The sequence below is a fragment of the Bacteroides caecigallinarum genome, from assembly GCF_016901995.1.
Classification (GTDB): domain Bacteria; phylum Bacteroidota; class Bacteroidia; order Bacteroidales; family Bacteroidaceae; genus Phocaeicola; species Phocaeicola cellulolyticus.
Genome location: NZ_JACJLE010000069.1, coordinates 1 through 15,277, shown reverse-complemented (window position 1 = coordinate 15,277; position 15,277 = coordinate 1). Strand labels below are relative to the sequence as shown.

Annotated in this window: 7 protein-coding genes; all 7 read left to right on the top strand. The window is 33.7% G+C overall.

Annotated features, from left to right (window positions below; translation table 11 throughout):
* A partial coding sequence (locus tag H6A61_RS13930) for a hybrid sensor histidine kinase/response regulator transcription factor (protein ID WP_204394458.1) occupies positions 1-2,774 on the top strand: 2,774 nt, incomplete at its 5' end.
* Positions 2,775-2,926: 152 nt separating this feature from the next.
* On the top strand, positions 2,927-6,070 hold the full coding sequence (locus H6A61_RS13925; protein WP_204394456.1) for a SusC/RagA family TonB-linked outer membrane protein: 3,144 nt from the start codon (positions 2,927-2,929) through the stop codon (positions 6,068-6,070).
* Between the two features lie 13 nt (positions 6,071-6,083).
* Positions 6,084-8,060 carry a RagB/SusD family nutrient uptake outer membrane protein gene (locus tag H6A61_RS13920; RefSeq protein WP_204394454.1) on the top strand — a complete coding sequence of 659 codons (1,977 nt, stop codon included), beginning with the start codon at positions 6,084-6,086 and terminating at the stop codon, positions 8,058-8,060.
* Between the two features lie 18 nt (positions 8,061-8,078).
* On the top strand, positions 8,079-8,543 hold the full coding sequence (locus H6A61_RS13915; RefSeq protein ID WP_204394452.1) for a DUF5018-related domain-containing protein: 465 nt from the start codon (positions 8,079-8,081) through the stop codon (positions 8,541-8,543).
* A gap of 66 nt (positions 8,544-8,609) precedes the next feature.
* Positions 8,610-9,737: a glycoside hydrolase family 43 protein gene (locus H6A61_RS13910; protein WP_430746816.1), complete on the top strand. Its 1,128-nt coding sequence runs from the start codon at positions 8,610-8,612 to the stop codon at positions 9,735-9,737.
* Between the two features lie 352 nt (positions 9,738-10,089).
* Positions 10,090-13,122, top strand: a complete 3,033-nt coding sequence (locus H6A61_RS16015) for an alginate lyase family protein (protein ID WP_239469234.1) — start codon at positions 10,090-10,092, stop codon at positions 13,120-13,122.
* Positions 13,123-13,413: 291 nt separating this feature from the next.
* A partial coding sequence (locus tag H6A61_RS13900; RefSeq protein WP_204394448.1) for an alginate lyase family protein occupies positions 13,414-15,277 on the top strand: 1,864 nt, incomplete at its 3' end.

Genomic DNA, 15,277 nt, shown 5'->3' with positions numbered 1-15,277 from the left:
CTAATGATGTCTATAATATAAAACATGTATTATTAAAAGAACGTAAGGAATACGAAACAAATGGCATTAGATGTCTTGCTTTAGATAAAGATGGTGAAATATGGGTAAGTACCCATGGTGGTGTTGGGCGTTATAATTCTTTAGATAATAGTTTGGAAATGTTGCCAGATCGATATCCTGAACTTAAAAAATATCGACTGGCAAATTGTATGATAGTCAGTCGTTCCAGTAAACTTGTTGTTGGTGCAGATAACGGATTGTATTTTTATGATATATCTAATGATTCTGTTATTATTCCTCAATATAGAGATGTAGATAATTCTGGAGTCTTGTTAGGAAATAATAAGTATAATTGTATTCTGGAAGATAGTCGTGAAATGTTGTGGCTTGGAACACAGTATGGTCTGATTGTTTTGAATCGTAGAGGAGAGATGTATTATCTGGGTGAAGAAGATGGACTGGATAATGCTACCGTTCAGAGTATTCAGGAAGATGATAATCATGATATATGGATCTCAACTATTGGATCTATATATAAAATAACAGTAAATCATATAGATGAAGGTGTAACTGATTTTAAGATTGTATGTTTGGAATGGAGTAAAAGAAAGTATTATTCAGATTTGTATGAGTTCTGCTCATTGAAAACGAAAGGAGGTGAACTTATATTTGGAAGATTGGATGGTTTCTGTAAGTTCGTTCCTGAGAATGTTGTTCTGACTTCGTGTAAATCGGCTCCTTTTTTTACAAATTTCAGAATTTTGGGAGAAGCTGTAAATTGCGGTGAAGAATATAATGGACGTATTTTGTTTGGAGAAACAATCAATAATACAAGAAATGTAGAACTTGAATATGATGAGAATTTTATTACTATAGATTTTTCAAGCCTGAACTTTCTTCAACCTTCTCAGACTCATTTCAGATATAAATTAGATGGAGTTGATAAACAGTGGAATGAGCTTGTTTCAAGTAATAGTACTGGTAGTGTAAACTATAATCATTTATTATCTGGCGATTATATTTTTAGAGTTCAATCTGCAGGAAATGATTATGTTTGGAGTCCTGAATCTGTTTTTAAGATTAGAATTAATCCACCTTTATGGCTTTCTATGCCTGCTTTTATTATTTATACAATATTATTGGTATTGTTGGTATATACAGTTTTTATCTATATTAAAAGAAAAAATCATTTAAAACTTATACGCATTCAAGAGAAGGAAAGTTTACGTCAGAAGGAAGAAATAAATCAGATGAAATTTCGATTTTTTACTAATATAAGTCATGAATTACGCACTCCTCTTACTTTAATAATGACTCCTCTTGAAGTGTTGATGCAAAAAGAAAATGATGAAAAGAAGGTAAAACATTTAAATGTTATATATAAAAATGCTACAGATCTGTATAATTTGGTAAATCAATTACTGGATTTCAGAAAAGTGGAAATGAGAATGGAGAAACTTCATCTCACTTCTGGGGATATTCGTGATTTTATTGCATCAATATATACATGTTTTACTCCTTTTGCAGAAGAGAAGCATTTGGAGTTTGAAATAGAAAATCTTTCTGAATCGACTAATATGTATTTTGACCATGATAAAGTACATAAGATACTGAATAATCTACTTTCAAATGCTTTCAAGTTTACAGCAGAAGGAGGCAGAGTTTTACTAAAAGTAAAAGAAAATATAATAGGGGGAAGACATTTATTGTCTATATCTGTACAAGATACTGGTATAGGAATGAGTGAAGATGATTTAAATCATATTTTTGAACGTTTCTATCAAGCTTCTAATAATAATGCTGATGGGACAATAGGGAGTGGTATAGGGTTACATCTAGTTCGGGAATATGTCAAGTTGCATCATGGAGAAATAGAAGTGGAAAGTAAGTTAAATAAAGGTTCTATATTCAGATTGCTTATTCCTATGGATTTAAAACCTGAAGAAGATTCTGATATTAAGGAAAATATAAAACGAATTGATAATGACGATAATTTGGAGCCCAAAGGCCTTAAACAAAAGATTTTAATAGTAGAGGACAATAATGATATGAGGGCATTTTTGGCAGAACAGTTGGAGGATTTTTATACAGTCTTTACAGCTTCTGATGGAGATGAAGGTTATAATCAGGCTTTGGAACATAATCCTTCATTGATTGTTAGTGATATAATGATGCCTAAAATGAATGGTATAGAGTTGTGTAGAAAGATAAAGACTAATGTCCAGACATCTCATATACCGGTTATTTTACTTTCTGCAAGAACTGCAGATAATGTAAAGATAAGTGGATATGAGGTTGGAGCTGATTCCTATATTTCCAAGCCATTTAATTTTGAACTTCTACTAGTGAGAATAAAAAAATTGATTGAACAACAGGAAGAAAGAAGGAAAGAGTTTAAGAAAAATTTATCTGTTGATCCTAGTGCTATAACTATAACATCCCTTGACGAGAGCCTGGTAAAGAAAGCACTTGAATTTATAGAGAAAAATATGGATAATACATCATATAGTGTAGAAAATCTTAGTACTGATATGGGAATGAGTAGAATGAACTTGTATAGAAAAATAAAATCTATAACAGGACAAACACCTACTGAATTTATTCGTACAATCAGATTAAAATGTGCTGCACAATTGTTATCTGGAGGTAGTAAGTTATCTATGGCAGAAGTTGCAGATATGGTAGGCTTTAGTTCTTCAAGTTATTTTACTAAATGTTTTAAAGATCTGTTTGGAATATTACCTACACAATATGCAATAGAACATTCCAATTAATGAAATAAATGTAACTTGTTACATGATTAATATCTTTTGTTACGATGATAATAAAGGTTTGTCTCTTTTTGCAGTTTATTTGCAAGTAGATTAAAAAAACAATTTAAGATGCTTTGTAAAAATTAATTTGTTAAAACTTAAAGTTTTTTGCGATGAAACAGAAAGACAAATCTTTATTGCTTGTAACAGCAATGGCGTGTCTGCCTATTGGAACAATTATGGCAGAACAATCGGATAAGGATTTAACTTCTCCGATAAATTATGTTCTTCATCAAGATGCTGTAACAATAAATGGTGTAGTTACAGATTTACAAGGTAACCCTATAGTTGGAGCTACTATTATGGAGCTAGGAACTACAAATGGTATTATTACAGATTTTGATGGAAAATTTTCTTTAAAGGTTTCTTCTTCAAGTAAAATTCAGATTTCTTATGTTGGATATGCAACTCAAGAAATATCAGTTGGTTCAAAGCGTAATTTTAATATTGAACTAAAAGAGGATGCAGAATTGTTGGATGAAGTTGTTGTTATGGCATATAATTCAACAGTAAAAAGGAAATTAACAAATGCAGTTACAACTGTTGATACAAAACAGATCAGTGATTTGGCTTCTTATTCGAATGTGTCGCAGGCCTTGCAAGGACGTACTCCTGGTGTTTTTATTAACAACTCAACTGGTATGCCTGGATCTACTCCTTCTTTGACTATTCGAGGTAATAATGATAAATTTACATCTCCTTTATATGTTATAGATGGTATAGTTCAAGATGCTGAAACTTTTAATAGGTTAAATTCTCAAGATATTGAGAGTATTTCTATTATGAAGGATGCTGCTTCTGCTGCTGTTTATGGAGCTATAGCAGGTAATGGTGTTGTCGTTGTAAAAACAAAATCTGGTAAAGCAGGTAAGACACGTATAAATTATACGTTTGACCAGCAAATTAATCAACCAACAAATAGAAAATCTAATATTACGTCTTATGAGTTAGCTATGACTGCTAATAAGATAAATAAAATATTCGGTAATCCTGAGCCATATGATCAAATAGCATTGGATGCTTATCGTACAGGTTCAGATCCGATAAACTATCCAAATATAGACTGGTGGGATGTGGTTATGCGAAATGTAGCAACAGCTCAAAGACATTCTATGACAATAGATGGAGGAAGTGAAGATACACAATATCATATGTCTTTGGGTTATTACAATCAAGGAACTTTAGCTAAACCGGTAAACGGACAGGATGTCTTCAGTTATAAAAGTTATAATGTTGGAGTTAATGTTAATCACTACTTCAGAAAGATAGGATTGAAAGTAGGATTAGATTATAAGGGCTCGTTAGATACAAGTAATGGAAAAAATGAAGGTAGTATAGCTAGTACAGCTAAGACTCTGTCTAATGTACGAATTTATAATGCAAATGGTGATTATTATGCAAATACTCCTTATTTGAATGTTAATCCTGAAACAGGATATATTAAGAAAGATAAACCTATATCTAATATACGCCTGAATTTGGATTGGGATGTTTGGGGTGTTAAAGGACTTAAAGCAACATTTGTAGGAAACTATAGAAACTGGAACTCCAGTGAGAAAAATTGGAGTAATGCTTATGTTCCTTCATATTATGATGATGGAACTCCATTTGAGGCAACTACGTCTCCTTCATTAATGATGCGTAAAGATAATGGATGGAGATATGAATTAAACGCTGGATTTAGATATGATACTACAATTGCCAATAGTCATACTTTAAATATTGGTGTTTATTATAACCAATTGGAAGAGTATAGCGAGTGGATTAGCGCTACAAGAATGGATTATTTGTCTTCTTCTGTTGATCAGATTTTTGCTGGCCCTGAGTCGTCTATGTTGAATGATGGAGCAGCAGCAGAAAAAGGACGATTAGGTTTTATTGGTGTGTTAAATTATGACTATAAGGGAAGATATTTGCTCACAACAAATTTCCGTTATGATGGTAGTGATAATTATGCTAAAGGAAATCGTTGGGGATTCTTCCCATCAGTATCTGCCGGATGGGTTATTTCTGATGAGGCTTTCATGAAATCCTTGAATAATACCATTTCTATGGATTTATTTAAATTACGAGCTTCGTGGGGAAAAACAGGTGTAGAAACAAATTTTGATAGCAATGGAAATGATTTGGCGCGTTTTGCACAATATTCTAATTGGAGCTTGGGTAATGCTAATTTTGATATAAATGGTAATAGAGCACCATCAATAAATATTCCTGGACTAGTATCTCCAGATCTATCTTGGTATTCAACTACATCATTTAATATTGGATTAGATTATGCTTTTTTGAATAATCGTTTAAGTGGTTCTGTTGATTATTTTGTTCAAGATACTGAAGGGTATCTAATAAGTCCATCTGATATTTATAAGACTCCATTAGGAACTTCTTTGCCCCAAATAGGTTCAGATGATAGATATAGACGTGCCGGTGCGGAAATAATGATTAGGTGGCGTGATTCAATAGGTAAATTAAAATATGAGTTTGGTGGGAATATTTCTTTTTATGATAAAGTTTGGATAAAGAAAACACAGGATCAGACAACTGCTGCTAATCCATTGACAAATGTTGTCGGAAAGACTGTTTCAGATGGTACACGTACATGGATAACTGATGGATTATACCAGACTGTTGATGATTTGCTTAATAGTCCGCATGCTACTTGGACTTCAAATTTGGTTACAGGTGATATTAAATATGTGGATGTAAATGGTGATGGTAGAATTGATACCGATGCAACATATTCTGGCGATAAGGTATTCAATAATAGAAATTCTGAGCCTTTGATGCAGTATGGTTTTGATTTTTTGTTTGAATATGATGGTTTCTTCTTGAGTGGTCTTATTCAGGGCGCAGGAAGTAATTGGAAATTTATCGGACAAAATGCAATGCCTATGGGAGTTGATAGATTGCGCTATAGTAAAGAATTGGATTATTGGACACCTGATAATAGAGACGCTCGTTTTCCTATTTTGGATCCAGGTACAGGTAGGACAAATAATAATCAAAGAGAAATTACTTATTGGATGATTGATTGTGGATATTTACGTTTAAAAAACTTACAGTTCGGTTATGATTTTAAACATAAATTATTGAAGAATGTACCATGGATTGCTAATGCTAAGTTGTCATTGGTTGGCCAAAACTTATTGACTTTCTCTGATGCGACATTCTTTATGGACCCGGAGCAGGGAAATACGGAAAACAATGGTTACCCTATTACAAGAACATATTCTATAGTATTTAGTTTAGGATTCTAAAAAAAGAAAGATTATGAGAAACTTTAAAATAAAAAAATCATTACTTGTATCAGGAATTGCGATGTGCTTATTCTCTTGTATGGATGTGTTGGATAAGAAACCTTTGGACCTGATGACAGAGGATAATGTGTGGAATGATATTAACTTGGCACAAGCTGCAATTTATAATTTTTATGGAAATGTACATTACTTTACCAAATATGATGGTGATGGACATACAAGAGGTACCGATTGTCAAACAGATCAGTTTTGGACACATTGGCAATTAGGAAATTGTACTGATGATGCTGGTTGGACAACATCAACGGATTTTGGATGGGATAAATTCTCTGATGTTAGAAAGGCAAATATTGCAATTGAACATTTGACAGATCCGGCAATACGCAGTTCATTAGGAGAAAAGGCTGCAGATAATCTTTTAGGACAGGCGTATTTCCTAAAGGCTGCAACATATTTCTTACAGGCAAGAAAATTTGGTGGATGGATTATAGTTGATAAAACTTTGGATGATTTTGGTGAGAATGCAGCAAATAGTGAAGAAGCGGCTAGTGCACTTCAGTTGCCAAGATCTACTATGAAGGAAACTTATGATTACATTATTGATTTGTGTGGAAAAGCTGCAACTTTGATGAATAAGGAAAATAAGTTTGGAGAATTATCCAAAGGAGCTGCATATGCTTTATTGTCCGAAGTCAATTTACATGGTGCAATTTATATGCAAAAGTATGAAAATGTAGATCCTACTCCATATTTGGAAGGTGCTATAAAAGCAGTTGAGAATCTTGATCTATTGGGGTTGTATTCGCTTGTTACAGCAGATGATTATGGCAAAATGTTTAAAAGTTATGAATATGCCCAAAGCTGTCCTGAAATAATATTGAATATGCAAAGGAATAGCTTATATACGACAACAGAAACAGATGGCAATAGGTATTTTATTCATCCTACTGGAGTGTCTTATCTTAATACTACAAAGTTGAATCTGGATTTTCAACCAATGGAAGGTTATGAGGCGTGGGGATATGGAACTATATCTCCAACACCGCAACATATTGAAAGAGCATATTATGTTATTGATACAGATGGAAAAGCAAGACGCTTTGAAGAATCAAATTTATTCCGTGAGAATGTTGATATTGTAATGGAAGAGGATGTAGCAGAACCTGGAAAAATGCGTGAAAAACGTAAATTAAAGCCAACTTCACAATATGATAATATAACAGATTTGTTATATACAAATCGTGATAAGCGCTTTTATGCTTCAATAGCTTATGATGGTGCTGAACTGTTTGGAAATAAAATATATATGAGAACTGGTGGTAATTATCATCCTTTGTCATATATAAAAACAAACAGAGAGAGAGGCTCTGTTACGGGTTATGTATATAAGAAGTTTGTTGTAGAAACACAGCCTAGTCCAGATAAAGCTCCTGTAGATTTGACAAGACCAATATTCAGACTTGGTCGTTGTTATTTGAATGCAGCTGAAGCTTATTTGCATTTAGGTGATGAAAAGAATGCTCGTAAGTATATTAATAAAACTCGTGTAAATCATGGTGGATTGCCTGAATTGTTAGATGAGTCTGGTGAAGAACTGAAAAAAATCTATATTGATGAAAGAGATGCAGAATTGGATCTGGAAAATGATAGATACTGGACTTTAATGAGAACTTCAATAGCATGGGGTGTTATGACTGAAAGCGGTTTCCCTGATGCTTCAAATAAAGGTGGATTGATTCCTATTCTTAATGGAGGTGATCAAAATGGTGAGAATGTTGCAACAATAGAAATTGAAGTTTCAGGTGATGCAATGAATGAATCTGATTTTATGAAACCTGATTCATATTTCTTTAGAGAACTATACTCTCCTCAAACGGATAGATATTTTAGATTTACTCCTGAGAAACGTTATTTATTTCCTGTTCCTCAAAGTGAGATTGATCAGAATGAGAACATAAATAGTGAAGACCAAAATGAAAATTGGAAATAACAATTAATAAGGATTGATATGAAGAAGTTTAATTTTATTTTTATATGTATTTTATCTTTAGTCTTTTCTTCTTGTTTGAAAAGTAACTTAGAAGAGGGAGAATATTCTACTGAATGTGATATAACAAATATAAAGTTTGAACATCGTTGGGCAGAAGCAATGGATACTCCTGGCATGTATGAACTTAACTTTAAAGAGATGTCTGTCAGTAAGAATATTGATAATGAAAACTGTGTTGTTGAAGTTGAAATAAATGTTCCGGCTTCAGATGCTAACTATCCGGAGGAGGAAAGGCAGGCTACTTCATTATCTAAAATAGCATGTTCTTTAGAGTTATCACGTGCTGCAAGTGTAAAGCCACTTGGTAATGCTCCTGTTTTAGGAACTTTAGGTGATTATACAGTAGAACATACTTATAGAGTAGTCTCCGCATCAGGTGAATACAAAGATTGGATAATAAGAGTAATTTCATTTAATAAGTAACAATAATAAGATTAAGAGGAGACATTATGTATTGTAATGTCTTCTCTTTTCGTAATTTATATATTTATGAAAAATCTTTTTTTGTTTATATGTTCATTATTATATTCTATCAATGCTTTTACTATAAATGAATATAAGTCTTTTAATCCTGGTAATATATGGAAAGATAATAACGGAGTACATATAAATGCTCATGGCGGAGGTTTCCTTTTTAAGGATAGCAGATATTATTGGTTTGGTGAGCATAAGATTGACGGCAAAGCAGGAAATAAAGCACTCGTTGGTGTTCATTGCTATTCATCCACAGATTTGTATAATTGGACTGATGAAGGGATTGCGTTACGCGTTGATACTGATTCTTTGAGTCCGATATCACAGGGATGTATTTTAGAGCGCCCAAAAGTTATTTATAATAAAAAGACAGATAAGTATGTCATGTGGTTTCATTTGGAATTAAAAGGGCAAGGATATTCTTCGGCTATGGTAGGTGTCGCTATTTCTGATAAGGTGGTAGGTCCATATAAGTTTATCAGATATTTCCGTCCGAATGAAGGGAAATGGCCTGTTAATGTTTTAGATATACATAAAAAAAAGGTAGGAGAAAAATATATTCAGGAACGTGCGAATTTAGGTAAGAATGAACATCCTGATTCTGTTAATACTTTAGGAAGAGACTTTCATGCAGGACAACAATCTAGGGATATGACATTGTTCGTAGATGATGATAATAAAGCTTATCATATATGTTCTTCGGAGTCAAATAGTGTGATACATATTTCGGAGTTAACGGATGATTATTTAGGATTAACAGGTAAATATGTTCGTGCATTTATAGGACGTAAAATGGAAGCTCCTGCTATTTTCAAAAAGGATGGATTATATTATTTTATGGGATCTGGTTGTACAGGTTGGAATCCTAATGCTGCTAGATCAGCTGTAGCTCCTTCTATATGGGGACCTTGGACAGAACTTGGCAATCCGTGTGTTGATGAAGGATTCGAACTGACTTATCATTCACAGAGTACATTTATCTTGCCTGTTAATGGTAAGAAGGATGCTTTTATATATATTGGTGATAGATGGAAACCGGAGAATGCCATTGACGGCCGATATGTTTGGCTACCAATATCTTTTTATGATAATAAATTCATTATTCATTGGCATGATAAATGGGATTTATCTATTTTTGAATAGTTCTTTTAATTTATAATATCATGAAATACGTGTTTTAAATTTGTTATTTTTTATCATTTTTTTAGTGCTATAAAAGCATAGACATATCGAGTCTTTGAGCATTCCAGTATAACATATACAAAAGGTGATATTGATGGGATGAAAGTCATGATTGAGGCTAAAAAGGGACCTTGCTATTTATTGAATAGCATTAATACATTATACTAAGACTTTGGGGTAATGGGAAAATATACCTTTTGAATAGAGGTGGAACAAATTTAAAACTTATATAATGTTTGGGAAGTTACAGTTATTTATAATTTGCATAAACTCAAAATAATGATTTATTAAATTTATTGATGTCACTATAGGTATGATAAATAGAATTGTTTTTTTTGTTATATTATTATCGCTCACATTAAGTGCTCAGGCACGAAAATTTGTACACCCTGGTATCCTTACTGTAAATAAGAATATTGAACGAATGCGTAATCAAATAGCCAATAAAGAATATCCTGCTTATGGCTCTTTTGTACTCCTGAAAAATCATCATTGTTCTAAATCTGATTATAAGCCTTTTGGACCATTTGAAGTGATTGCTAGAGATGGAGAATTCCGTCATACAAAATCAAGTATGGAACAAGATTTCAGTGCTGTTTATCAGAATGTTTTGATGTGGGCTCTTACAGGAGATAGTGCTCATGCTGAAAAATCTTTGGAACTATTACTAGGTTATGCTCATACGTTAAAGAGAATTCCCGACACTAATGATGCTCCATTGCTTGCTGGTATTGAGGGTTGGAAAATCGCTTATGCTACAGAGATGTTGCGTCATACGTATTGTGGTATGACCGACAGTCAGTTTAATGAAATTTGTGTAATGATCAGAACTGTGTTTATTCCTGTCATGGATAGATTTTTCAATAGAAAGGCTTATACTAATGGTAACTGGGGAGCTATTTTGACAAAGGCATACATGGCTTTAGGAATACTTTTTGATGATGTGGATATGTACAACAGAGCTGTTGATTTTTATTTGCATGCTAACGATAACGGAACTATTGCAAATTATATAAGTGGAGAGACTGGACAGATTCAGGAGAGTGGTCGCGATCAGGCACATTGTATGCTTGGTATTAGCGCTCTTGCCACCGTGTGTGAGATGGCATGGCAGCAAGGGGATGATCTTTATAGTGCTCTTGACAATCGACTGATGAAAGGCTTTGAATATGTGGCGAAATATAATCTTGGAGAGGAAGTTCCATTTACTCAATGGAAAGACGTTACTGGTAAGTATAGTGAATGGTCGATTATTTCTTCTCATGCCAGAGGAAATTATAAACCGATATTCGAGATGGTTTATAATCATTTTACAGTCAGAAAAGGTTTAAAAATGCCATATACAGAAAGAGTTCTTCATATCATTCGTCCCGAAGGATTTGACCGAGATGAACCATCGTTTGGTTCATTGTTGTTCTATGAAGGAGAACCAAAGAAGATAAAAGTCCATCCATATGTTCCGTTTTGTGTCCCAGTATCAGGAATTGCAGGTTTATACCCGTCCCATGTGAGAAGTGATATTCTGTCGTCCCGTTTTGATGTAAAAGTGATGGATACTAATGTATCAGCAGTTAGGTACGACAATACAGGTTTTGGCAATCAGGGACACAATGTAGATGTGGCGCGTTTCTCATCCAATAGTTTTAATCCAATGATCGAGATACGCCTTAAAGATGGTGATGATATAAGTAGTGTGACGATACATCCGGTATGTTTTTATCCGCAGGAGGCTATAACAATCAGTACTGATAGACGGTCACTACAATTTGAAATGAGTGATTGTCTTCCCTATGCTATCGTTGCCATTAATGGAGGTGACCCACAGGATGCTTCTACAGATACCCCACAGTTAGTATTAGTAAATGATCCATTGGAAAAAACTGAAAAAAGACCTGATCCTATAGATAAAAATGTGTTGGATTTCGGAGTATTTTCTGAGAATTATTTAAAGGCACATCCTAATAATGACAGAATTGGGGATGTGTGTCGTCCTGCGGGAAGTGTTACTGATGCTAGTCTTAATGATGGTAGGGAATTCACATGGAATTATGAAGAAGGTAAATTTGTACCATACACAGATAAAATAGTGGCTTTCCCCAACAAAAGGGCAAGAAATGAGAATGATCTTTCAGATGCATTGCAGGCGGCTCTTTTAAAAATCAGAGATACTCCTGAACTTAATACTCTTTATATAGGCCCCGGGGTTTATCTGTGGTCAGGTCTAAGAATTATTAATTGGAATGGAGATGTTTCTAGTGGAGGAAAGCCTTTGTATATTTATACAGATGAAAATGCATTGATGGTGAATAGACTGAAAGAATGTAGAGAAGCGATAGAACCGGCGATATTTATTAAGGAATCGAGTTTTGTGACAATTTCTGGTCGAGGTATGCATGATGCCCAAGGTTGTTTTACATTTGCTACAGATAGGAAGGATGCACGTAATACTCCACATCAAGGGGGAGTGGTTGTTATGAAATCGAATAATATTACTTTTAATGATACATATATGCGCGATAGTCAGCAGTGGAATTGGGAAACACATGGTGTTAGAGATATTGTATATAACAATATAAAGGGACTTTCCCCTTATAATCATGGTTGGATAGATGGTCTGAATTTTTCGAGCGGGAAAAATATTACCGTTAACGGATCCCTAACTTTGGGCAATGACGATACATTTGCTACTGGACATTACAATCCTTCTGATGAATTCCCTAGGCGTACTTATATAGAGAACAAAGAAATAAATTTGGAAAATACGGATGCCAATCCGGCAGAAATCCGTAATACATTTGCTGCTGCTGGAATATATAATAAAGACCGTTTACAATGGAGTACTGATGATTCCGAGAATATTCGTGTGAACAATGCTATGGGATGGACTCGTACTGCACACTGTATCAGAGCAGGCAGTAATTTAGGACCTAGTAAACCTTGGATAGGTAAAAAAGGTATATCGCTAAAAAGTTATTATTTCAATAATTTTCATTCAATAGCAGGTAGAAAGGCAGGAGGTCTTATTAGATTTCAAAATGGGAATTGTCCAATTTGGCCATCATTTAATGATATTGTTATCAAAGACTGTTCTTTTTGGACTTCGGCAAATAAATGGTTACTTTTGACTAACGATGATAATAACAGGTTCTTGATAAAAAACGTGATTCTTAAGAATTTGTTTTTTGTAAACCCAATCGTCAATCCTATACCTGAAGTCTCAGGTGTTGAGAACTTGACTATAGAGAATTTGTATATAGGAGGAAAGAAAGTTGTATCACCTCAGGCTGCAGGATTTTCTGACAGTATTAAGAAAGTAATCAATTTTTTTAATGACTTCAATTTGTAGTTATGTAATATATGCTGTATTTGTGATTGTGAAACGTTGCTCTTAATTGTATCTTAATTTAAAAATTATGTCTATTGATGTAATGTAATTATAATATGAAGAAAATGACTACTAGAATAATTTTTGAGATTAAGTCTGAGAATAATGCTTATATAATGGAAATATACGTTAAAAGCTGATGTTTCTATAATTATTTAAGACAATACAATTGAGTTTAGAAATAAGTATTTATAATTAAAATAGGATTAATATATTCAATAGTTCTTTTTATTCATTTAAATTTAAGGTACCATGAAAACACGTGTTTTAAGTTTATTGTTTCTTTTATCTTTTTTTGTTGTTATAAAAGCTCAGACTGATAGGGTTTTTAAGCATCCAGGTATAACATACACAAAAGGTGATATTGATAGGATGAAATCCATGATTCAAGCTAAAAGGGAACCTTACTATTCCACTTTTCTTGCATTGCTAAGTTCGCCTTATTCTTCTTGCGATATAGAAGTGATGGATAGAGGTAATAAAATTTCATCAGGAAAATTTAATGGAACAATAGGTATAGACGGGAGACGTGCTATTGATCTGGCTCTTTTGTGGCATTTAACAGATGAAGATAAATATGCACAAAAGGCTGTGGAAATATTAAATGCTAATTCACATTATACTAATACCAGTGCTTGTGGTACAGGACCTTTGGACAATGGAAAAATATATCTTTTGATAGAGGCGGCAGAATTGATGCGGGATTACTCGGGATGGAAGGCTGAAGATCAAGATAGGTTTAATAAAATGCTTGTACATCCTGGATATAGTAATACGGAAGATTTGTTCAGTAAATATGGTAATTATTATGATGAATCTTTGAATAATGTGACTTTTTACTGGAACATATATAATTTTGATGCCGGACGTTTTGGAAATCAAGGCCTTTTTGCAGCCAGAGGAATGATGGCAATGGGTATTTATCTGGATAATGAGATAATGTACGAAAGGGCATACAGATATCTTCTTGGCATGAAACACAGGAATGATGATTTGCCATATCCGTCTGGTCCGGCATTGAAGAGTGATGAACCGTTTAAGAAAACATCTGCTATTTGGGATTATAAACTTTTTGGGCGTAGTGATGAGATTGCTGATTATGGATATGATGAACAACTTCAGTATTATATATATCCTAACGGGCAATGTCAAGAGTCAAGTCGTGATCAAGGGCATGTACTTGCAGGGTTACATAATTATGTAGCAATAGCAGAAATGGCATGGAACCAAGGAGATTCTTTGTATAGTTGTCTTGATAACAGAATTCTGTTGGGGCTGGAATGGAGTTATCGTTATAATTTATCTTCTGTGCGTTCTTATCCAGATCAGCTTAAGCCTTGGGAACCGGTGTATGTAACAACTGATATTTCTGAGGTCTCTTATGAGAATAATAAGTATTTGAGTATCCTTAGTAGAAGCGGTAGGTGGAGATCAATGTCTATTTCTGCACATGGACGTGGAGATGGAGCTAAAAGTGGTGGAACCCGTGAGATGGCTTTAGCCCATTATTCTGTGAGGGCTAATGTTGATAGTATAAAATACAAATGGCTGGAAAGGTATAGAGACCATATGATAGAAAAATATGGTATGGAAGATTGGGGTGTAGCTCCTAATTGGTTTTATGAATGGACAGGATGGGGTACGCTTACTAAACGTCTTACTCCTTGGATGGCAGGTGACCCTGGAAAATTTAAAAATAGGGAACATATTTCAGGGATAAATCAGTTGCCAGGTGTAATTAATGTTGTTGATTATGACTATTATTGTAAATCGGAAAATCCGGAGGGACACACTTGTCATAATTCTAACAAAAAAATTGTAGTTAATGATTATCGTCCGGATGGAAATGTTGAAATCAGTAAAGATGGTGATGATTATGTAGTTTTAAATATTCAGGACGGTGAATGGATGAATTATACTGTATCAGTACCTGAAACGGCTGATTATAAAGTCTTTTTATCATATTCTTGTGAGGGAAGTGCAAATGTTACTTTGGTATCTGATCAAGGTACTTCTACAGGAAAATGCCTTATAAATAAAAACAATTATAATGATATAGAAGTTTCAAAGATACATTTGAATGCTGGAGCATGTGTTTTGAGACTTATTATAAATG

Coding starts and splice junctions, on each gene's coding strand:
- H6A61_RS13925 (WP_204394456.1), top strand. CDS start 2,927: ATGAAACAGAAAGACAAATCTTTATTGCTTGTAACAGCAATGGCGTGT.
- H6A61_RS13920 (WP_204394454.1), top strand. CDS start 6,084: ATGAGAAACTTTAAAATAAAAAAATCATTACTTGTATCAGGAATTGCG.
- H6A61_RS13915 (WP_204394452.1), top strand. CDS start 8,079: ATGAAGAAGTTTAATTTTATTTTTATATGTATTTTATCTTTAGTCTTT.
- H6A61_RS13910 (WP_430746816.1), top strand. CDS start 8,610: ATGAAAAATCTTTTTTTGTTTATATGTTCATTATTATATTCTATCAAT.
- H6A61_RS16015 (WP_239469234.1), top strand. CDS start 10,090: ATGATAAATAGAATTGTTTTTTTTGTTATATTATTATCGCTCACATTA.